The organism is Vibrio mediterranei (assembly GCF_900088415.1).
GTDB classification, from domain to species: Bacteria; Pseudomonadota; Gammaproteobacteria; order Enterobacterales; family Vibrionaceae; genus Vibrio; species Vibrio mediterranei.
On sequence record NZ_FLLQ01000001.1, the window covers coordinates 910,449 to 931,315 of the forward strand.

Here is a 20,867-nt window from a genome sequence, read left to right on the forward strand (position 1 = left end):
AAACAAATTGGTATAGTCCAAATAGAGAAATAACATGAAGAACGATTATTTGCTGTTAACTCCAGGTCCTTTGTCTACATCAGAAACGGTGCGTCAAGCGATGCTTAAAGACTGGTGTACGTGGGACGATGAATACAATAAAGATGTCGTCGAAGTCATTCGTGCCAAGCTGACCCAGTTAGCGACTTCCCATCACGGTTATACCAGCGTTTTAATGCAAGGTAGTGGTACTGCATCGGTAGAGGCAACTATTGGCAGTGCCATCAGTAAAGACGGAAAGTTGCTTGTCATCGACAATGGCGCATACGGTGCGCGTATCGCCCAGATTGCAAGCTATCTCAATATCGCAACCCAAGTAGTTGATCCTGGCGAGGTTAACCAACCAAATATTGATGCTATTGATACGCTGCTCAAGCAAGATGACACGATTACTCACGTTGCCATCGTACACTGCGAAACTACGACAGGCATGCTGAACCCTATTAAGCAAATTGCATCGTTGGCAAAACAACATAGCAAAGTGGTCATTCTAGACGCGATGTCGAGCTTTGGTGGTATTCCAATGGATATTGGTGAGTTGGGTATCGACTTTATGATCAGCTCTGCCAATAAATGCATCCAAGGTGTTCCTGGCTTTGGGTTTGTTATTGCCAAGCAAACAGATCTTGAGAAATGTAAAGGTCAGGCCCGCTCTCTCAGTCTCGATCTTTATGACCAATGGCAATGTATGGAAGTTAACCACGGCAAGTGGCGCTTCACTTCGCCAACTCATACTGTGCGCGCCTTCTATCAAGCATTAATTGAACTGGAACAAGAAGGTGGGATTCCCGCTCGTCATCAACGTTACTTTACCAATCAGAAAACGCTGGTTGAAGGCATGCGTTCGCTAGGCTTTCGCACACTTCTTAACGACGATTTGCACTCACCGATTATCACTTCATTCTACTCGCCAGAGCACAGTGATTATCAGTTCAAAGAGTTCTACGACCGTCTAAAACAGCAAGGGTTTGTAATTTACCCAGGCAAAGTTTCCAACGCGGACTGTTTCCGTATCGGTAACATTGGCGACGTACACCCTGAAGATATTGAGCGCCTTATCATTGCCATCAAAAAGGCAATGTACTGGGAGGTAGCATAATGCCAGAGCAAGCGACCCATTTACGCAGCGAGGGGGACGTGAATAATACGCCCGCTCGCCACGAGTGGAATCAGAACATTCAAGACCAAGCGACTCAAGCACTGCTTAAACGTGACTCGGATGTGTTTCTGCATCAATCAATGTCCACGCCTTGCTTGGATTCTTTAGAAGCAGCTGAAGGTATCTACATTCAAGATACCCGCGGTAAGCGCTATATGGATTTTCATGGCAACAATGTTCACCAACTCGGCTATGGTCATCCTCATGTGATTAAACGAGTAACCGAGCAGATGCACTCGTTACCGTTTTCGCCACGTCGCTTTACCAACGAAACGGCGGTGCAATGTGCAGAAAAACTAACGCAGATTTGCGGTGGAGATTTGAGCCGTGTGTTATTTGCGCCTGGAGGCACTTCCGTTGTTGGCATGGCACTTAAGTTAGCACGCTACATTACCGGCAGCCACAAAGTAGTTTCATTATGGGATTCTTTCCATGGTGCGTCACTGGACGCCATTTCTGTCGGAGGTGAAGCCTGCTTTCGTGAAGGTATGGGGCCTTTGATGGCAGGTGTTGAGCGTATTCCACCCGCCGTGTCCTACCGAGGTGCCTTACCTTCTCAAGATGGCAGCGATGTACATTATGCAGATTATCTAGAATACGTTATCGAGAAAGAGGGCGGCATAGGTGCCTTTATTGCTGAAGGTGTTCGCAATACCGATGTTCAAGTGCCAAGTAAAGCCTACTGGCAACGCGTACGCGAAATATGTGACAAGCATAATGTACTGTTGATTATCGACGACATCCCAAACGGTATGGGCCGAAGCGGCGAGTGGTTCACCTATCAAGCCTTTGATATCGAACCGGATATTTTATGCATTGGTAAAGGTTTCGGTGGTGGTTTGGTGCCTATCGCCGCCATGGTAACCAAAGAAAAATACAACATCGCTGCAGAGATTTCTCTGGGTCACTATACCCACGAGAAAAGTGCGCTTGGCTGCGCGGCGGCACTGGCTACCATGGAAGCCATTGAACAAGAGAATCTTTTAGAAAAAACACGTCGTGACAGTGAGTATGTCAAAGCTCGCCTAGAAACGATGAAGCAACAGTATCCAGTCATTGGTGACGTACGCGGTATTGGTCTACTCTGGGGTGTGGAATTAGTGAAGAGTTATGTCACTAAAGCACGCGCATTCGATGAGGCAGAACAAGTTCTTTACCAATGTCTGAACCACGGACTGAGTTTTAAGGTGTCGCAAGGCAACGTTATTCAGCTTAGTCCCCCCCTCGTTATTACTCGTGAAGAGCTGACGACCGCACTCGATATTTTCGAGCAAGCAATCACTAAAGTATGTAAGGATTTCAACTATGTCTAATTCATCTCCAATTCAAGCCATTGTATTCGACTGGGCAGGAACTATCGTGGACTTTGGTTCATTTGCACCAACGAGTATTTTCGTGGAAGCATTTAAACAAGGTTTCGACTTCGATATTACGCTTGCCGAAGCTCGTGAGCCTATGGGCATTGGTAAATGGGACCACATTAAAGCGGTCGGCCAATTACCAGATGTAAAAGTGCGCTGGGTTGCGCAATTCGGCAAAGAGATGAGTGATTCAGATGTAGACGCTATTTACGCTGCTTTCATGCCTTTGCAAAAAGCCAAAGTCGCCGATCATGCCGAGCCGATTCTTAATGCCGTTGAGGTGGTGAATTCATTCAAAGATAAAGGAATCAAGATTGGCTCTTGCTCTGGTTACCCGAGAGAGGTCATGGATGCACTTATTCCTGTCGCTGCGGACTATGGCTACAAGCCGGATTATGTGGTTGCCACAGATGATCTCCCTCAAGGTGGCCGTCCTGCACCATTTATGGCACTGAAAAACGTTATTGAGCTTGGTGTTGGCTGTGTTGGTGCTTGTGTGAAAGTCGATGACGCTGCGCCGGGCATCGAAGAAGGTCATAATGCGGGAATGTGGACCGTTGGCCTGCTGTTATCAGGCAACGAAGCAGGCTTAACGTTTGACGAATACCAATCCGCGGATCACGCCACTCTTAATGCAGCTCGTGAGCGCGCTCGCACGAAACTTGGCAAAGCATCACCGCACTACCTCATCGATACCATCGCCGACCTCCCAGACGTCGTAGCGGATATCGAAAAACGTCTTGCTGCTGGCGAACGTCCTTAACGACGACATTTCGACAGTACAAGAAGCGCGCTAAGCTCCTTTGGCTTATCGAGCATTTGAACGCAAAAACCCGCAGCCTAGCTGCGGTTTTTTGCGTTCTGTTCGCAGTGCGATGTTTTGTAACGATATTTCGACGTGGGATTGCGTTGTTCAACTGAAGTAATCGTTCTGATCGTAAGTTACTGATTCGACCCTATCGAATTCCACAACAAAGCTAATACTAGCAACCGCACTCTACGACTAATGTCTAACTGTCTGAGACTATTTGTTTTTTTTTGATTGGTATAAGGTACTAACAACTGATTTTCAGGCGTCACAAAAAGAGTTCTCGAGTCTTTGTAGCAGAAAACATGTAAACAACTACTCGCGTAGTCTTCGTACAGTGAATAAATAACGTTGGTTGGAAAAACACACCTTAGAGTGTGAGCGAAAGGAATCAAAATGAGCAGTACTATAGAGTCCGTGCATATACGAGTAGATAAGCCTCAGGTCAACGAGGATGAACTAACTTATGAACAACAACATAAACCAAGATCGAAATTTGATACCCGAGAACAATATTTAGAGCATGAATTACAAATCATGGCACCCAAACGCTGGCGCGCCAATCTGCCGTTTAAAGATTATCGATTTGAGCTCGAAGACACCATCCCAGCTATGGCGGCGACGATTGGTAAAGTAGTTATGGTGGGCGCCATTGCAGCCACCTTTGCTGGAGCGCTTGGGCTAAATGAAGGCTTTGTTTTGGAAAATGTTCGTTATGAATTACTCATTGCATCTGTTTTCATTATTCTTTTCTCAGGATTCTTATTACCGACTGCTAATCTCGCAGGCACACACGGCCCACTAATCCCTTTAATTCCTATTGTCGTCGCAGCAGGCGGGCATCCTATGGCTTTTGGGTTACTGATTGGCGCTTTTGGCTTAATCTTAGCCATCAGTAAAGGCGGCAGTATGTTGGCAAGTCTCACGAGTAAAGGTGTGTGTGGCGGTTTATTACTCTACCTTGGCTTTGTTGGAACCGTTTCTCAAGTTAAAAAACTGTTTGCTTGGGCTGAGGGAATAGGCATGAGTCATATTGCGTTTGTCGTGATCTTCTGCACTATTATTTTGTATGCTTTATTGGAACATTTTCGTAAGCGTTGGCTAGCCGTTCCTCTTAGTTGCTTGTTAGGTGGTTCGTTAGCTTTTGCCATGGGTGCCCCGTTTTCTTTTCAAACCGAGCCAGGGTTACCCAATATGAACCCTATGTATTGGTGGGGAGAGGATACTGGCTGGATGCTCGGCTTACCCACAATTGAACATTTCATGGTGGTACTGCCCTTTGCTATTTTAGCAGTGGCCATGTGGTCGCCAGATTTTTTAGGGCATCAAGTGTTTCAAAAAATCAGCTATCCAGACCGTACAGAAAAAGTCCATATGAACATTGACGATACCATGACCACGGCTTCAATTCGTCAAACATTCGGCTCTCTGCTCGGTGGTACTAATTTTACTTCTTCATGGGGCACTTATATCGTGCCGGCCGCTATAGCTAAACGCCCTATTCCTGCCGGTGCCTTGCTGACAGCACTGTTCTGCATCATAGCGGCAGTTTGGGGCTACCCTATGGATTTAGCTATATGGCAACCTGTACTTTGCGTTGCGTTAGTTGTTGGAGTGTTTGTTCCACTGCTAGAAGCAGGAATGGAAATGACTCGTGAAGGGAAAACCACGCAATCGGCGGCTATCGTTGTATTTTCTTCCGCACTAGTTAACCCAGCATTTGGCTGGTCTCTGACCATGCTGTTAGATAACTTAGGCTTAGTCGGCTGTAAAGAACGTAGCGGTGAACTAAGTAAAATGAGCCGTTGGGTGCTACCTGGAGTTATGTTTATTGTGCTAAGTAGTGTGATGGCGTTGGTTGGTCTTCTACCAGGGATACCTGCGATTATCCCAAGCTTTCGTTAACCTTTAGATAAGCTCTCTATACGGGAGAATAGTTTGAAGGTACTTTTTCTAACCTGATAGAAACGGTTTAGTTCAGTGGTTCTAAACCGTTTATTCCCTTGTCGATGCTACTTGCCATCAAATATTCAAGTCCAAATACGGTCATTCCTGCGAAGGCAGGAATCTACTGACAACGCCCACTAAATAATATGGTCTACTCCACGAGCAGTCTGACGAGGCTGGCTTATTTTTGCCCCTTTCTGTATCGATAACCCAAATCCAAATCCGGTCTTTCCTGCGAAGGCAGGAATCTACTGACAACGCCCACTGAATCATGTGGTCCGCTCCACAAGCTGGCTGACGAAGCTAGCTTATTTTTGCCCCGAAGTTTGCTAGAGCATTTTTTGTCATGCTTTTTGGGACGAGTACTTGACTAACTTTTTCTGATATCTGATGCACCAATACCATTAACTTCCTAAAAGCAGTAGCTTGGTATGAAGTTATTACACCTCACATATGTCGTATCAGCCATATAAATCTCGGAGGTTCCAGATTCCATATTGATTTATTCACATTGGTTGTTGGTGTTTTGACGAAAAACGTTTTTGAACGCGCCATGATACAACCCAAGTGCGTCTTCTTTTGATCAGGACGAGTATACGAGTATCTGACCATCACGTAAGGCGGCAGACATACTTTATAAAGCTAATAATGACAAAATACCCCGCAGAGTCTCTGGGGTGAGTCAATGCGAGGTAATCTCATTATTTACTTGTGTATCGTAGCTTTGTTGTCACTTAGCCATCGTTACGTCTGTAAATGTTGGTACTTGCTTGTAGATATCTTGAGCGGAGTACTCAACTGTACCGAAATCGATCTTGTCTAGGTCAACTTTACGAATATCTGGGTTGTTCACAGTCCGATAGTAGTAATCGTTGTTAGTGAAATCAACTACGTTACCGTAACCAATCATTTGCGAATCTGGTGATACCCATAGCCAGTACATAGTGCTTGGTACAATTTCCATCGCGTTTAAGATTGAGAATGCGCGGCCAATACCGTTATTACGTTCGTCTGAATCTGCGCCACGGTTTGTGTACTCATAGTTGATAGCAGCTAGGTGAGAGAAGCGCCCTGTTACACTTGAGTCTAACTTGTTCCATACATCAAGCGTGTTTTCATCACGTGCTGCCACAGTTTGTATGTGCTTTTTCGCTTCTTCTACTTGAACTGGGAATCGAGGGTCATTCGCCATCACACCTAGCTCATTTTCATAGATAGCTGGGTAGCCCGAACCATCAATGTACTCAACCACAATTGCACTTTCTTTGTCACGAATCGCGAAATGCATGCCTACCGTTAGGTCGTGAGCCACTTTTATTGTGGTGGTTTCAACTTTAGTTTTCTTAAGTAACTCAACCGCATCGTCTACTGATTTCGCGTTAGCCAGTACGTGACCAACAACTTCTAAGTAGTTGATGTCGCCTTTACCTTCTTCAGCATATTCTGATTCAAGTAGTGCAAGTGATTCAATGTTTAGACCGTGTTCGTTCAAACCTGATGAAATCCACTCAGTATCTTCATGACGCATACCAACGAAACCGTAATCACCAGTTTTACCGTTGATTTCATAACCGCGAGGAACAGTTACTAGGTGCTCACCCATGAAATCTGGAGCTTCCATTGAACGAGAAACGTATACGTTTCCATCAACTTCGAAAGTTGAGTATGAACATGCGTTAGCCGTGGCAGTTAGACCAGCAGTGAGTGCAGCAGTTGTTGCGATAGTTAGTAGTGTCTTTTTCATGATAAGCCTCATTACAGAGAGTTAGTTTGCAGCGTTCCGATGCTGTTAAGTCCTGAAGTTGGGTGCTATTATTCACAACGTTTGGTTTATCATATAACGCTATTAAGCAATGTAATGGTGTTTATAGGCGAAATCTTTCGGGAGAGCGGTATGGATTATTCACTGGCACAGTTGCAGGCGTTTGTTGCAACCGTTGAAGCAGGTAGCTTTAAAGCTGCAGCCATCAAATTGGGCAAGAGTAGCCAAGTGGTGGCGCGCCTTGTTGGTATGATGGAAGACAGCTGTAGTGTATTGCTATTTGAGCGCCAAATCAGACAGTTACAGCTCACAGAAGAAGGTAAAAAACTCTATCGTTACGCTAAACGAATCATACTGGACAGTGAAAAGCTAAATGCTCAGCTAGCCAGTTTTGACCAACAGCTACCAAACTCATTTACAGTCGCAATTGATAACTACCTATCTTCTGAGCCTATTACTCAATGCTATTTGGATGTGTTATCGGAGTTTCCGAGTATCGACCTGGTAGTAAAAAGTGGGGATACAAGTCAAGTGATTGATTGGATTACGTCCGGACAAGCGGAAGTTGCATTAGTTTTTTCACCACTATCACAAATTGAAGATGTTCAAGAAATGGTTGCTTTTAATTTCCCAACAACAGAAGTGGCATCATCAAGACTTGTTTCTGCAGGTGCTGTGCTTACACAAGAAGAGCAAAATGACATGACTCAAATTGTTCCTCAGTTTGTTTACGACTTCGGACATGAAAAACGATACATACTCAGTGACAACACAATCTCATGCACAGGTTTTGACGAGGTGTTGTCCATGCTTAAAGCCGGTGCCGGTTGGGCACGAATACCAAACTTCAAAGCCAGCAAACTCATTGATGAAGGGGTTTTGAATGAATTCTATACCGAAGGCTCAACACCTGTCAGTTGGCATGCCATGCTCTACTACCCAAATGAGAACCAGTTAAGTATAGCGGCAGACGTGTTTATCGAGAGGGTTATGCACTTAACGGAAATCATTGAGTGAACTGAGGCACTCTGTTTCAGTGAGTTAATGGTCCTTGCTGAACTTTTTTCCGATACTAAAAGGTATCCAAGTTTTTTAATCTCAGTGATAGCTCTCTGAAGATTTTATCTAAAGACGTGCGGAAGCGGGGGGCTGTAACACAGAAATGCCCCTTTTCGTGTTCACAGCATCCCCAAAAATTACAGTCATCCCCTTGAAAAAGGGGATCTCATTCAGCGCGTCCCGCAGCCAAATTACGTGACTTAGTCGGCAATTTTCAGTCACCTACACGCGGTAGGAGATCCTCACTTTCGTGAGGATGACGGCTATAGGAGGCATGTTAGAAGTGAAGGGATGTAGAGCATTTCTGTCCAAAAATAAGCTTGAGCCAGCCTACTGAAATATTAGCAATCTTTATCACTAATGAGAGTGCCACTCGCAGCACTACAACACATACCCATACCAGCTCCCCACAAATTAAATTACAATTAACCCAAAGCCCCTAAATCAACAATACGGTATCAATGATCACTTGGAAGCAGTCCCTTGAAGGGTACGAATGGTTAATTCATCAAGTTTGGTATCTAGAGGTTAAACCTAACGAGATAATTAGTTCGCCTCCACAATTGATCCCGAACCCGAGGGCTCACCTGCTATTTACGCCACCGGAGCAGCATTACCATTATGACAATGGCGAACAGGTAATGAGTGGGCAAGGTAGTCATTTACTCTCGGCCTCCGAACACTTGTTGCTAATGGATGATATTGCTCCTTTAAAGCGCATTGGCATCACCTTTCAACCTGACGCACTTTATTTACTCAATCCACAATCTTCTGAAATACTAAATCAATGTGGCTGGTACGATTGGTTAGCCTTACGCTTTGACAAGTCATTTCAAGCGTCGTTACTCGACTGTATATCTCAACAAGAAGTCGTCAGTTGTATAGAAAAGCAGCTTGAATATTTAGGAATAAGCTATCAACAAGACAAAGCCCATTCATTAGTTTCTCAGGCTCTCTCCGTTATCGCTAACCAACTAAGTAGTGATGAAGCCAGCGAGCTAAATGTCGACCAACTGGCGCGAGATTGTAATAGCACTCGGCGCACGCTTGAACGGCACTTTCGCCAAATTATGGGGCTCAGTATTAAGAAATACCAATCAATGCTAAAACTGGAACAGATGGTGCTCGCACTGTACCGAGAATCAGAGTCTGTTAATTGGGCTGCATTTTCTCAACGATTTGGTTTTAGCGACCAATCACACCTCATAAAACAACTCAAACAGCAGATCAAACGAACACCGAATCGCTACCTGAATCAGCGCGACCTTACTATAGACATCTATGGCGACTTTGAGACGTAATTTGTCGCAAAAGTACAATTCGTTTTTGGAAAAGTTCATTAACATGGTCCGCAAATAACGAGGTAAACAATGTCATATTCAAAATTAAAACACGGCGAGCCAGTACCGTTTAATGAAACGCTATCTATCCAATTGATCCAACAAAAGGATCTCGTCGATATCTTCAAGATGTTTGACGACGAGAAAGTAAATCAATATCTATTCTTTGCCCCAGCAGACGAAGCCTTATACCAAGGATTTTTTGCTCCCATTGTTGAAGATACTGAAAAAGCACTCGAAGAGCAGCGCTGGCCCGATAACCCAACGTTTGTCATTCGAGACCATCAAGGACAATACATGGGGATGACTGCCATAACTCAAGTTATGTTCTTAGAGGGCAACCGCGAGGTAGGATATCAACTTCCAAGGCTCGCTTGGGGACAAGGTATTGCTACTCGTGCATGTCAACTTATGACTGAGTTAGCGTTCAATGAGCTTAACAGTCATAAAGTCTGTGCCGACTGTTACGGTTCAAATGTTGGCTCATACAAAACGCTAGAAAAGTGTGGCTATGTCAGAGAGGGCGAGCACGCTGATTATTACAAAACCACGTTAGGTTTTGACTCTAAGTTGTTTTATGGCATGACGAAACAACAGTACTTAAAACGTACCTAAACGTTCCTGTAGCATATGGAGTGGTTAAAGTGTTCGAATAAGCTGCTTACTCTTTAACCACTTCAGCCCTTCTCGCTTCGCTATCCCTTCAATTCGTTCTGTTTCTATAAATCGCACGACAGATTCCGCATCGGTTTTTGAATATTCTCGTAATGCCCAACCTATTGCCTTTTGGATGAAGAACTCTTTATCTGATTGGTTTTCTCGGATCAATTCAAAAAGCAAAGCTCTATCGGTATTTTGCTTGAATTTTAACTGATAGAGGAGCGTTGAACGTCGCAACCAGATATTTTCCGACTGCCGCCAATTCCCTATGACTTGCGCAGTTTCTTCGGGAAAGCGAACAAAATAACTCGCCAAAATATGTGTTGCTAGCATATCGACACTGTCCCACCATGACTTCGTGGTTAACCAGTGCTCTAAGTCCTTTAACATCGCTAACGGTAATTGAGTTTTGAGTTTGATAAGCAAGTCAACTGCGACCATTTGGAACTCTCGCTCGGGCTGCAACCATAGCTCATCAATCACACCTGAAAGCTCATCCAAAGAAGGAAGTTGGCTCTTGGTAAATAACGTCTTTAAAGCTGCTCTTCGCGGTGTAGACTGAATACCATAGAAGGTATACTGGTCACGCATGTAGGCTTTCATAAAGCTGGCGTTTTCAGCGTTTGCCAATGGTTCTAATGCTGCTTTTACTGTTTGATTCCATGGGTGCATATCTTCAACACTCCTCCTACGAATTATTCAACCATCTACCAATCTGAGGAAAAAAGCTGTCTAGAGCGTACACTACCCCTATGACTAAAGACCACCTCTATTAAGCCGCAACCACCATGGTTCTGTTCCACACTCCCAATAAAATGGTTGCGAAAAGAACCCATACCATAACAGCAGAAAGTAAAGTCCCAGTTAGAGTCAAGAAGTAACTAAAATAGTACACAGCCAATAGGTAGGCGGCATACGGGAGTAATGAATAGATCCCAAACAGTGCCGTCATACGAAGCGCTTCCATGTTGCGCTCAGTAGCCACGATGTAATGGGCAATAAGCGCAAAGCTAGGAAACAGAGGCACTAGCCCAGCGATATAGAAACTTTTACTTTTCGAAAGAATCGCAATAAGCAAAACCGCTAGAGATCCAATCAAGCACTTAATAAACAAGGCGATCATTGGTTAAGCCAAATTGAAGAATAGCTCGTCGTCGGTCATGTATTTATGCTTACTGCCTAAGTTGCGAACATGCATAAACATAAATTCCGGGAAAGCTGGAGCTAGCAGGTCGTTTGGCTCCCACACTACTCCACCAACAAACACATATCGCCCTTGCTTCTCTTCATGGTGGTGAGGGTTATTCAACTCGGTAGAGAGTTCGGCTCGTGCGCCATCTATCACGCACACCACTTGCCCACGAGCAACACCAATCACTCGATTCACCAAGTTGGCTTTCATTCCACACTTCCATGCTTGACGAGTAGCCCACTCAAAGCCGAGTTTGCGAACACCTTTGTGCACGTTGACGATTAAGTTCATTGCTTGCGATCCATGATTGTCGGTCATAACAAGCATCAGGTTAGAGCGGATGGTAAAGACTAGCGAGGAATAGGTAGAGGTGAATTCTCAGCCGATGGTAAAACATGCAAACAATCGTAGCATTAATGAGGCAGCCTACCATTGTTTAAGCTGTAGGCTGCCCAGTTTGGATTAGGTTAATGACTTGTTTGTGATTTTGTCAGATTGACGAGACACAATTTCCGCTTCGAACCAGTTTTGAATCTCAAAACCCTTGTTCTCCAAACGATTAAGCATCAGTTTGGCCATTTCTTCGCCCACACTATGCGTATCGTAATGCAAGGTTGTGATGGAAGGTTTACTGTAACGACTGTGCTCATAGTCACCATAGCCGGCAATCGCAATATCGACACCAGGCTGATAACCAAGCTCCTCACAAGCAGCTATAGTACCTAACGCCATGGTGTCATCAGCACACAAGATCGCCGTTGGGCGATGAGCTAATGACAATACTTCTTTTGCCATCTTGATCGCGTCTTCTTCGTTCAGTTCACCGTTGAGCAATAAACGGTCATCTGCACATAGACCGGCCTCTTCCATAGCCTTAACATACCCTCGCTTACGAGCTTGAGAGAGCGTCAATTCAATAGGCGCGTCTAGGAAAGCAATACGCGTATGTCCATGCTCTAGCTGACGTTTTGTCATTTGATAAAAGGCATGTTCATTGTCAACGTCGACAAAGCAATCTTCCTCAAAGCCGATATCGTAACCATGACAGATATAAGGAAACTGCTTCTGTTTTAGCATGGCAATACGTTCATCATTGCTGCGTGTACGAACAATAAAAATACCATCGATCAGGCCACTTTCAATGAAATCTGAGTAGACCTTATTCTCATCTTGGCAATCAGCAATCGTTGTTACGATCAGTTGGTAATCATGACGAGCAAGAAATGCTGAAGCTCCCGCCAATACTTTTGAGAAAGCGGGTGAAACGAACATCCGCGAGTTAGCCGGTAGAATGATACCAACGTTTCTTGATTTACCAGATGCGAGACGCTTCGCTGTTGGGTTAGGTTTATAGCCTATCTCTTTTGCCGCAGCCAACACCTTTTGTCGAGTCTCTGGGTTTACATCGTTGTATCCATTTAACGCCCGCGAAACGGTAGATTTAGAGAGCCCTAAATGTTCTGCTAGTTTTTTTATCGACATAATATCCTTAGCACTCACTGACCAATAGCTGACAACGACCGATAGAGGTAACCGCTTGTGGCGTCAACACTCCGTCCTTCAATTGTGAATAGTATTCTTGCCAACCTTTTTGATTGGAGATGACCTCATTCTCTAAATCATTTTTACAATAATTCAAGCAGTTAACCAAGCGCTGTGCACCATCATCTAAGTAATCTTTGTTTCGATAGCAACCTTCTAACATAAACCTCAGCAGTGCAAGTGCGATTGGCGTTTTCGAGACAAACGTACCGGTAAAGGGATACAGTTTTTCTTTTAACGCTTCAATTCCTAATGGATGCTGTTTAGCGTAGCCACTAAATAACAGCACTCGTTCGATATCACCGAGCACCTTTCCAGCCTCCGATACTTCCATGACTCGTCCCGCAAACGCTTCTTTATCGTGGCGCATAATCAGCCCCGGTTGATGACTGTACGCAAGGTAATGATCATCGATTGGGTTAGCTAAGGCAGACAATATAAATGCCTGGTCTTCAGCTCGATGGATAAACGTTGGCGTATAAGGTTGGAACTCATACAGTGCGTCGATCAAGATTCCGTTGGTTCCGCCAGTGACATGCACACGCTGGATGTCATCTCTCTGGCTGATGACTTCTTCTTGAGTGGATATAGCCTGCCCCCAACGAGCACAGAACAGCTGCTCAAACATGGCATAATCACTGCCCGTCGGCAACGTCACATCAGGGGTAAACAGACCCACATGAGCATCGCATTCATTGACCAGTCCACCAGCAATCATGCCCAGTTTGACTTTGTGACCATTGTTATCAACTGCACTAGCGCCCCAATTAGAATCCAAAAAGTGTTCAAACGCAGATTTGCCCGTTTCGTTGATGAGCATGGTTTGGTCGAACACTTGGTCAAGGTCAATTTTGAATGTAGCTTTGAGCTCTGGGTTCACTGCTTTTTGCCACAAAGGCGCAACAGCTTTAAGGAAGCTATAGTGTCTTCCATATGCCCCGTTTACTCCGAATACGCCTTTAAGGTCATCACTCGCCTCTGGAAATGCATGACGCAGCACCTCAAGACATTCACTTTCACCAAAAACTGCCACATTGAGGTGCTTGAGGTTAAGGTGCGCGTTGATCTCAAACTCGACATACTGTTTCGCAATATCTGCCAACGCAGGGTGTGTCACCGAACATGACAGCACGATAGTTGCCTTAGCGTCTGGTGCAAGGTTGCCTCGGTCTACTTCCCCAGCCAACGCTTTATCAAGGTGCTTTAAACCGTAAAGGATCTCATTCTCTTCGGCAGAGATACCAACAGGAATTGGATGATCGTACCAATACTGTTGCTGCTGGTTTTGAGCCTGCTGTAAGGCTTGATGGAAGCACTCCCCCAAAGTTAAGTGGCTAACATCATCCCCTCGGAGTGGCACACCCAATAACACATTGCTCGTGAACAAGACCTGTTCAGCGACATTTGTAATCGCCTGTGACGACTTGGTCATATTATGCAGAGTTCGATTGCGGTGAATATCCTCTCTTACCTTTTCGGGTGTCGATTTAGCCGCTATAGCTTCGGGGCTGAATAGTTGCCACAGAGGATTATCGCCTTCGAGTAACTCGTCATAGTTATGTGAAAGCTCGGCTTCAGCGTCCGGTACAAACGCATCTAGGAACTCCAAGACAGGATGGTATTTATTTATGGTAAGAAGCTCACAGGCGACCTGATATTCAACATGGTCAGGCTGCTGGCTAATAAACCACGCGTGACAAAGCTGACTGGAGAGATCAGAGCCTTTTAATAGGGAAAACTGATTATTTACGTTGAGATATTCACAAATTTTCGGCAATAGAGACATATTGGCATCCATAAAAAATCCCCTTCACAAACCTATGAAGGGGATTAGCAATTAAAGGCGTTGCTCTGTTTTCACATCAAACAGAAGGACACGAGATAAGTCGACGAGCAAGTCCATTTTTTGGCCGCGTGTTACTTCTGAGCGAAGGTCTAGGCGTGCTTTCACGTTCTCTTCTCCCAACTTAAACAACACTTCTTTATCAAACCCCATAGGTTCAACTAGGTCGATGTTAATGTTATCGAAGTTAAAGGTTGAGTCACTCTCCCCAAAGAACTCCATGTCATTGAAAAAGTCTGGACGAATGCCCACCTTTACAGCAAGTCCCTCCGCCGGTACTGCCTCATCAAAATGAACTCCGGTCAGCAGCTTTCTAGGCAGTTGATATCCTCCTAGTTCCAGATAGTCGTTGTACAGTGTACCGTCCATGATGTTCATTGACGGAGAGCCAATAAAGGTCGCAACGAAAATATTGACTGGATTGAGGAAAATCTCCATCGGAGAGCCGACTTGCTCAATAATACCATCGCGCAATACCACCACTTTATCCGCTAGCGTCATTGCCTCGACTTGGTCGTGGGTAACATAAACACTGGTGCGGCCAAATCGGTTGTGGATTTGCGCAATCTCGGTGCGCATGTGATTACGCAGTTTGGCGTCCAGATTTGACAAAGGTTCATCAAACAAGAAGCAGTCAGCATCACGAACAATGGCGCGACCCATTGCGACACGTTGGCGCTGACCACCTGAAAGATCAGCCGGCTTTCTCTTGAGATAATCTTCCAGCTTGAGCATTTTGGCAACATCTTCCAACCGGCGCTGGATCTCCGACTCTTCCATCTTTAAGCGGCGTAGAGCAAACACGATGTTCTCTTCAACGGTTTTGTGCGGATACAGTGCGTAGTTTTGGAACACCATTGCGATATTACGATGTTGTGGTTCGACATCGTTAACCACTCGGTCACCAATGGAGATCTCACCTGATGTCGCCTGCTCAAGACCTGCAATCATGCGTAACGTCGTCGATTTACCACAACCCGATGGGCCAACTAGCACCACAAATTCGCCATCTTCGATATCAAGACTGATGTTTTTTACAACCTTGGTGTCACCGTAGTTTTTAACAATATTTTTTAATGAAATAGAAGCCATAATTATTAACCTTTCACACCACCATCAGTTTTGCCACCATCCATATGACGCATAGCAAACAAGAAACACACTACGACTGGAGCCAGAGTTAACATGGACGCTGCCATGATTCGATCCCAAATCGCATTTTTCGATACAAATAGCTCTTGTAGCGCGAGTGGCAATGTGTAGAACTCTTTGAATTGTTTTAAGAATACAGACGCAAATAGGTATTCATTCCAGCCGATAATAAAGCAGTACATAAATACGGTTGCGAGCATAGGTACCGATAGCGGCAATACCACCTTCCATATTGCTTCTTTGCGCGAGTAACCATCCATCATCGCCGCCTCTTCTAACGCAAAAGGAATCGTGCGGAAGTAGTTACCCAGCATATACAGCGCGACTGGCAATGTTTGCACAATATAGATGGCGAAGAGACAGAACAGACTACCCCACATACTGGTCGCTAACCCGACGTTTACCGCCATTTGATACAGCGGTACCATCAACAGTACGCCGCCCACCATATAAACGAAGAGCACCGAGCGCTGAACAATTACCTGCCCAGTAAATCGCAGGCGCGAAATGGAATAAGCCCCCATGACTGCGAATATGAGCGACACCGTAGCCGCTCCCGCAGATATAGCGAAACTATTCAGCATAAACCGGCCAAAGGGAAACACATCAGAGTTACTGGCGTATTTCGCCATAATGGCGTCTTTCTTATCTTGAGGCAGTTTAGGATTCTCAAGAATCTTTTGTATTGCTGCCGGTATCTCTACCTGTTTTTGCTCAGTTAAGCCTAATAATTCCTTATAGGCATCGAGATTAACGACCTGCGGAATCAATGACGGGTTACCCCAGTCAAACTGATGTTTTAATGAGGTCGACAGAATTTGCGCAAATGGAAGTAAGCAGAAGCTCACCAGTAAGAAAATTGCTAACGCAAATCCAATACGTCCTTTAATTGTTGGTTTTCCTAACATAATGAATTACCACTTAAGAATTTTCTTAACATAGAACCAAATCAGCACACACAAGACGCTGAACTGAATCACGGAGGTTGCAGCAGCAAGCCCTTGATCAATGACCCCGGTGAAGGCTTGGTAGTACGTAAATACTGGAAGAGTTTGAACATTGGGCGCTAAAAGGAACACGTCTTCAAAGCGGTTCAGGTTCCAAATCAAACGTAGAATCACTACCGTTGCCAATACGAAATAAATCTCTGGCAGCGTCACATGGAAGAAACGTCCAATTGGTCCATAACCGTCAATCGCCGCCGCTTCGTACTGGTCTTTAGGAATCGACGTCAACTTGGATAGGATCAATAGATATGCAATTGGGAAATGCTTCCAAACATCAAAGATAATAACGACCCAAACAGCCGAACCCGGCTCACCAATGAGGTTGGTTCGTTGATTCCAGATATGCAGTACATCAACCATTAACCAGTTGAAGACACCATTAACTGGATCAAAAAGAAATTGCCAACCAAACACAACGGAAATAACCGGCGCAAAATATGGCATAAGAATAGCGGCACTCACTAGGCCACGACCTCGGAACGGATTACGCATCAATAATGCGACTGCGAGTCCTAACAGCGTAGTGCCAGCAACAGTACCAAATAGGTAGATACCGGTTGTTGCAATTGATGAGTAATAGTCTGGATTTGCCAGTAAGCGAGCGTAGTTGGCAATCCCGACAAAAGTTTTGTCACCGTTCAGCTTTACATCAAAGAAGCTTAGATAAACATTAAAAACGATTGGATAGAGTATCAAAAGCCCAATAATGCCAATGGTCGGAGCGACAAGCTTCCACCCGAACCGCGCTTCTGCTCTCTCTAATGGTGTCATGGTAATTCCTTGTTAATCTGAGGCAGCGCACCATGCTGCCCCGTAAAGGTTCTTAGTGAAGGTGCGCCGCTGGTTAGCCAGCGACGTCTTTCGCTATGCAGAGTTAGTTTTTGATAAGCTGCTGCATCTCGTTTTCAGCCCAATCCAACGATTTTTGCGTGTCTTGTCCCTCAATCACAGAGCTATAGATCATGCGTGGAATGATTTGTTTCGAGAAGATTTCACCAGATTCAGGGAACGCCTTACCGTCTACAATGGAGAAGTTCTTGATGTTCTCAAAACCGGCAATGATCTCCTTAATGGACTCTTTACCATAGTTAGCAAAAATGCCTTTTGGATCATTAAGGAATTCATCAGTTTCAGCGATGTCTCGAAGCATAGGAAGGTGGCCACCAGGTGCCATATGAGAGTATGCAACAACCTGATCTTTCTCGTTCATGTATTCAATGAACGCTTTAGTCGCTTCTACTTCATCCTTGTTATCGTTCTTCATGATAGAGAAACCAACCAAGGTACCAAATGTAGAAGCTGAAGTATGAGTGATTGCTGGAGCTAAACGCGTGTTCTTCGCTAGATTAGGATCGAATGTCGCGCCTTTAAGATCTTTGAAGTTCTCGTTACTCAATGAACTTGCCGCAGCTTCGGCGAGTGCAATGTCATCCATGATATACGTGGAGTAGAAGAACATCGCTAGCTTGCCTTGCAAATAGTAGTCACGTGCGCGCCATGTTTGTGGACCCGGAGGTGTGTACTTTGAAAGATCTTTATAAAAGTCTAAAACTTCTTTTTGCGCTTCAGAGTTGAATATTAGGTTGCCGTCTTTATCAAACTGACCTGCATCGTTTGATAGGGCAAACTGCGTATAAACTTGCTCAGCATAGCTATCCGCTTTAGTGCCAATTAAGATGCCGTATTGGTTTTCCTGAGGCTTATTAAAGTACTTCGCCGCTTTTTGAATGTTTTCCCATGTTGTCGGTGGCTCTAAACCCGCTTCTTCAAACCAGTCTGCACGATACCAAATACCTTGAACCCAACCTCGATATGGTAGAGCAACAAATTTATTGTTGTCTGGGTCTTCTACCAACTTCAATGAACCTTTATAAAAACGGTCTTTACCAACTGCTTCTATCGTTGCGGTCGTGGCGTCTAAATCAACAATACCTTGCTCAGCAAACGCTAATGACAGGTTAGAGCCTACTTCAATCATATCTGGGAGCGTATTCGATGCGGCAGCTGCAGCAATCTGCTTTGGCATGTCATTTTCATCTACTGCCACTACTTTTACATCGATACCTGGGTTCAATGCTTCGAACACATCAGCCATCACTTCTATCGTCTGAAGGCGGTCTGATTGGGTTTGTGTTGTCCAATACTCAACTGTAGTCGCTTGTGCAAGGCTGGATAAGCCTAAACCAGCTACAGCAAGTCCAAGGGTCAGAGTTTTTAGTTTCATCGTTATATCCTTTACGATTTAGGATTCATGTAATTTATGAGTCGCCAGCCAGGCTGGCTCTATTTTCTACTTAGCTAACCACATCACTTGATATGGTTGTACAGTAACAACACCACTTAAGTCGTTACCAGAAATCAAATCGTGAGAGACTCCTTTAAGCACTGCATTGGTATCTAGCTCAACCGCTTGATTTGAAATATTAATAGCCACCAATACTTGCTCATCACGCACAAAAGTGACCAATTGCTCACTGGTTGCCACTACACGCTGACTTGCGCTAGGAGCAAATGCTCTCTGTTGCTTACGAATACCCAGAATGTGTTTAAAGCGAGATAGCACTTGGGCACGACGAGATTCTGGCTTAGCCAACTCAGATTCCACTTCGGTACGTTCGAGCTTTTCACGGTTAATCGCGCGGTTATACCCCAGACGTTCCAATCCTTCTATATCGTTTCCCGACCCCAATAGACTGTGTACATATATTCCAGGAACCCCCGCCATCGAAATGAGAATGGACTGGGCCGCCATAAAGCGATCTAGGTTAGTTTGGTCATCCGAATTCGCATCACGGATGGCATCGAAATAGTTGATATTCAGCTCATAAGGGCTTTGTGTGCCGTCACCGTTATCTTTGTATGAAACGCGGCCACCATTGGTCTGCACTACCGATAGTAAATGGTCGACTTGCTCTTTGTTTAAGATACCTTCTACAGGACGCACACCAATGCCATCATGAGAGGCTAAAAAGTTGAAGAATGTGGTCTGTTCCGAACACGGCTCTAAGCTCGACATCCAATCAACAATCTTGTCACTGTTGCCAGTTTGCAATGTATGCAGTGTTAATGGCGGTAGCGGGAACTGGTACACCAAATGAGCTTCATTCTCACCATTGCCGAAATAACTAATATTGTCGTTATGCGGTACATTGGTTTCAGTGATCAATTTAACGTGAGGAGCCACGGCACTCATTAATGCTCGCAGCGCCTGAACAATGGCATGAGTTTGGGGCTGATGAATACAAGGGGTATCCAACTCTTTCCACATAAATCCAATCGCATCAAGACGAATAAAAGAGGCTCCTTGCTGAGCATAAAACAGCAGTAGCTCGGCAATTTTCTGAAACACTTCAGGACAACGGAAATTAAGGTCAATTTGATCTTCGCTGAACGTAGTCCAGATATGTTTTGTACCGTTTGCGGTTTCAAAAGTCGTCAGTAATGGTAATGCTCTAGGGCGTGTAACTGAACTGTAGTCTCGGTTTGGATTAGCTTCGGTGAAAAACTCTCGATACTGCGTTTCCCCTTTTAAATACCCTTGAAACCAATCACTGGATTTTGAAATATGGTTGATCACCCCATCAAACATTAGGTCATAGTTGTTCGACAATGATTGAACATCTTGCCAATCACCCAATTCTGGGTTGATTTTCCAATAATCAACGACAGAAAATCCGTCGTCTGAGGTATAGGGATAACACGGGAGAATATGCACCGCAGAGAGCACATCCGCAGCATTATCGTTTAAGAACTCTCTTAGGGTATGAAGAGGTGCTTCTCCTTGTTTTTTGATTGAATCACCATACGTAATCAGCATGATGTCGTTTTGATCTACCCATTGCTTTTTGCCCACATACTCAGGCTGATTCGCAATAACATTGAGAAGGTTGGGGATGAGTTCATTAAGTTGAGCTGGCGAATACACACCTGCCAAGATTTGTTGCAGGTCTTTTTTAACTTGAGAGTTAGCCGTCTGTTCCTGAGCCATGTTGATAT

Annotated in this window: 18 protein-coding genes; 7 read left to right on the forward strand and 11 right to left on the reverse strand. The window is 44.7% G+C overall.

Going from position 1 to position 20,867, the window contains the following annotated elements; genetic code table 11:
• Positions 1-34 precede the first annotated feature (34 nt).
• The 4 genes from phnW (at position 35) to VME0621_RS04105 (ending at position 5,272) form a co-directional block, all read left to right on the forward strand.
• Positions 35-1,138, forward strand: coding sequence for a 2-aminoethylphosphonate--pyruvate transaminase (gene phnW, locus VME0621_RS04090; protein ID WP_062455946.1), 1,104 nt, complete (start codon positions 35-37; stop codon positions 1,136-1,138).
• Entirely contained in the window at positions 1,138-2,511 is a 1,374-nt protein-coding gene (locus VME0621_RS04095) for an aspartate aminotransferase family protein (protein ID WP_062455949.1), read from the forward strand. The genes phnW and VME0621_RS04095 overlap by 1 nt, the downstream gene beginning before the upstream one ends.
• The gene (gene phnX / locus VME0621_RS04100; RefSeq protein ID WP_062455951.1) at positions 2,504-3,322 is read left to right on the forward strand and encodes a phosphonoacetaldehyde hydrolase; all 819 of its coding nucleotides are present in this window, start codon (positions 2,504-2,506) and stop codon (positions 3,320-3,322) included. Before VME0621_RS04095 ends, phnX begins: the two co-directional genes overlap by 8 nt.
• A 441-nt stretch (positions 3,323-3,763) precedes the next feature.
• Complete coding sequence (locus VME0621_RS04105; protein WP_062455953.1) at positions 3,764-5,272, forward strand: DUF3360 domain-containing protein; 1,509 nt, start codon at positions 3,764-3,766, stop codon at positions 5,270-5,272.
• Positions 5,273-6,044: 772 nt separating this feature from the next.
• Here VME0621_RS04105 and VME0621_RS04110 read toward each other — a convergent pair.
• Positions 6,045-7,058, reverse strand: coding sequence for a linear amide C-N hydrolase (locus VME0621_RS04110; protein WP_062455956.1), 1,014 nt, complete (start codon positions 7,056-7,058; stop codon positions 6,045-6,047).
• A 150-nt stretch (positions 7,059-7,208) separates the two neighbouring features.
• Between VME0621_RS04110 and VME0621_RS04115 the strand changes: the two genes are divergently transcribed.
• The 3 genes from VME0621_RS04115 to VME0621_RS04125 all read left to right on the forward strand — a co-directional run bounded on the left by VME0621_RS04115 (position 7,209) and on the right by VME0621_RS04125 (position 10,090).
• Positions 7,209-8,093: a LysR family transcriptional regulator gene (locus VME0621_RS04115; protein WP_062455959.1), complete on the forward strand. Its 885-nt coding sequence runs from the start codon at positions 7,209-7,211 to the stop codon at positions 8,091-8,093.
• A gap of 503 nt (positions 8,094-8,596) precedes the next feature.
• On the forward strand, positions 8,597-9,436 hold the full coding sequence (locus VME0621_RS04120) for a helix-turn-helix domain-containing protein (protein ID WP_062455962.1): 840 nt from the start codon (positions 8,597-8,599) through the stop codon (positions 9,434-9,436).
• A gap of 69 nt (positions 9,437-9,505) precedes the next feature.
• Positions 9,506-10,090: a GNAT family N-acetyltransferase gene (locus VME0621_RS04125; RefSeq protein ID WP_062455966.1), complete on the forward strand. Its 585-nt coding sequence runs from the start codon at positions 9,506-9,508 to the stop codon at positions 10,088-10,090.
• A 24-nt stretch (positions 10,091-10,114) separates the two neighbouring features.
• Here the strand turns inward: VME0621_RS04125 and VME0621_RS04130 are convergent, their stop codons facing one another.
• The 10 genes from VME0621_RS04130 to VME0621_RS04175 all read right to left on the reverse strand — a co-directional run bounded on the left by VME0621_RS04130 (position 10,115) and on the right by VME0621_RS04175 (position 20,859).
• Positions 10,115-10,807: a DNA alkylation repair protein gene (locus VME0621_RS04130; RefSeq protein ID WP_062455969.1), complete on the reverse strand. Its 693-nt coding sequence runs from the start codon at positions 10,805-10,807 to the stop codon at positions 10,115-10,117.
• Positions 10,808-10,907: 100 nt separating this feature from the next.
• Positions 10,908-11,258, reverse strand: coding sequence for a GlpM family protein (locus VME0621_RS04135; RefSeq protein ID WP_062455971.1), 351 nt, complete (start codon positions 11,256-11,258; stop codon positions 10,908-10,910).
• A 3-nt stretch (positions 11,259-11,261) separates the two neighbouring features.
• Entirely contained in the window at positions 11,262-11,618 is a 357-nt protein-coding gene (locus VME0621_RS04140; protein WP_006070829.1) for a hypothetical protein, read from the reverse strand.
• A 171-nt stretch (positions 11,619-11,789) separates the two neighbouring features.
• On the reverse strand, positions 11,790-12,809 hold the full coding sequence (locus tag VME0621_RS04145; protein ID WP_062455975.1) for a LacI family DNA-binding transcriptional regulator: 1,020 nt from the start codon (positions 12,807-12,809) through the stop codon (positions 11,790-11,792).
• A gap of 7 nt (positions 12,810-12,816) precedes the next feature.
• The gene (locus VME0621_RS04150) at positions 12,817-14,667 is read right to left on the reverse strand and encodes a hypothetical protein (protein ID WP_062455977.1); all 1,851 of its coding nucleotides are present in this window, start codon (positions 14,665-14,667) and stop codon (positions 12,817-12,819) included.
• Between the two features lie 39 nt (positions 14,668-14,706).
• A complete protein-coding gene (locus VME0621_RS04155) occupies positions 14,707-15,804 on the reverse strand; it encodes an ABC transporter ATP-binding protein (RefSeq protein WP_062455980.1) in 1,098 nt (365 codons plus the stop codon).
• Positions 15,805-15,809: 5 nt separating this feature from the next.
• Positions 15,810-16,772, reverse strand: a complete 963-nt coding sequence (locus VME0621_RS04160; RefSeq protein ID WP_006070823.1) for a carbohydrate ABC transporter permease — start codon at positions 16,770-16,772, stop codon at positions 15,810-15,812.
• A 6-nt stretch (positions 16,773-16,778) separates the two neighbouring features.
• Entirely contained in the window at positions 16,779-17,642 is an 864-nt protein-coding gene (locus VME0621_RS04165; RefSeq protein ID WP_006070822.1) for a carbohydrate ABC transporter permease, read from the reverse strand.
• Between the two features lie 103 nt (positions 17,643-17,745).
• Positions 17,746-19,095 (reverse strand): ABC transporter substrate-binding protein, encoded by a 1,350-nt coding sequence (locus VME0621_RS04170; protein ID WP_006070820.1) that lies wholly within the window; start codon positions 19,093-19,095, stop codon positions 17,746-17,748.
• Positions 19,096-19,161: 66 nt separating this feature from the next.
• Positions 19,162-20,859: an alpha-amylase family glycosyl hydrolase gene (locus tag VME0621_RS04175; protein WP_062455984.1), complete on the reverse strand. Its 1,698-nt coding sequence runs from the start codon at positions 20,857-20,859 to the stop codon at positions 19,162-19,164.
• Positions 20,860-20,867: the final 8 nt, after the last annotated feature.

What these genes read in the sequence shown, in the direction of transcription:
- VME0621_RS04095 (WP_062455949.1), top strand. Translation starts at nt 1,138, where the DNA reads ATGCCAGAGCAAGCGACCCATTTACGCAGCGAGGGGGACGTGAATAAT.
- VME0621_RS04130 (WP_062455969.1), bottom strand. Translation starts at nt 10,807, where the DNA reads ATGCACCCATGGAATCAAACAGTAAAAGCAGCATTAGAACCATTGGCA.
- VME0621_RS04135 (WP_062455971.1), bottom strand. Translation starts at nt 11,258, where the DNA reads ATGATCGCCTTGTTTATTAAGTGCTTGATTGGATCTCTAGCGGTTTTG.
- VME0621_RS04150 (WP_062455977.1), bottom strand. Translation starts at nt 14,667, where the DNA reads ATGGATGCCAATATGTCTCTATTGCCGAAAATTTGTGAATATCTCAAC.
- VME0621_RS04125 (WP_062455966.1), top strand. Translation starts at nt 9,506, where the DNA reads ATGTCATATTCAAAATTAAAACACGGCGAGCCAGTACCGTTTAATGAA.
- VME0621_RS04145 (WP_062455975.1), bottom strand. Translation starts at nt 12,809, where the DNA reads ATGTCGATAAAAAAACTAGCAGAACATTTAGGGCTCTCTAAATCTACC.
- phnW (WP_062455946.1), top strand. Translation starts at nt 35, where the DNA reads ATGAAGAACGATTATTTGCTGTTAACTCCAGGTCCTTTGTCTACATCA.
- VME0621_RS04170 (WP_006070820.1), bottom strand. Translation starts at nt 19,095, where the DNA reads ATGAAACTAAAAACTCTGACCCTTGGACTTGCTGTAGCTGGTTTAGGC.
- VME0621_RS04155 (WP_062455980.1), bottom strand. Translation starts at nt 15,804, where the DNA reads ATGGCTTCTATTTCATTAAAAAATATTGTTAAAAACTACGGTGACACC.
- VME0621_RS04160 (WP_006070823.1), bottom strand. Translation starts at nt 16,772, where the DNA reads ATGTTAGGAAAACCAACAATTAAAGGACGTATTGGATTTGCGTTAGCA.
- VME0621_RS04110 (WP_062455956.1), bottom strand. Translation starts at nt 7,058, where the DNA reads ATGAAAAAGACACTACTAACTATCGCAACAACTGCTGCACTCACTGCT.
- VME0621_RS04140 (WP_006070829.1), bottom strand. Translation starts at nt 11,618, where the DNA reads ATGAACTTAATCGTCAACGTGCACAAAGGTGTTCGCAAACTCGGCTTT.
- VME0621_RS04165 (WP_006070822.1), bottom strand. Translation starts at nt 17,642, where the DNA reads ATGACACCATTAGAGAGAGCAGAAGCGCGGTTCGGGTGGAAGCTTGTC.
- VME0621_RS04120 (WP_062455962.1), top strand. Translation starts at nt 8,597, where the DNA reads ATGATCACTTGGAAGCAGTCCCTTGAAGGGTACGAATGGTTAATTCAT.
- VME0621_RS04175 (WP_062455984.1), bottom strand. Translation starts at nt 20,859, where the DNA reads ATGGCTCAGGAACAGACGGCTAACTCTCAAGTTAAAAAAGACCTGCAA.
- VME0621_RS04115 (WP_062455959.1), top strand. Translation starts at nt 7,209, where the DNA reads ATGGATTATTCACTGGCACAGTTGCAGGCGTTTGTTGCAACCGTTGAA.
- phnX (WP_062455951.1), top strand. Translation starts at nt 2,504, where the DNA reads ATGTCTAATTCATCTCCAATTCAAGCCATTGTATTCGACTGGGCAGGA.
- VME0621_RS04105 (WP_062455953.1), top strand. Translation starts at nt 3,764, where the DNA reads ATGAGCAGTACTATAGAGTCCGTGCATATACGAGTAGATAAGCCTCAG.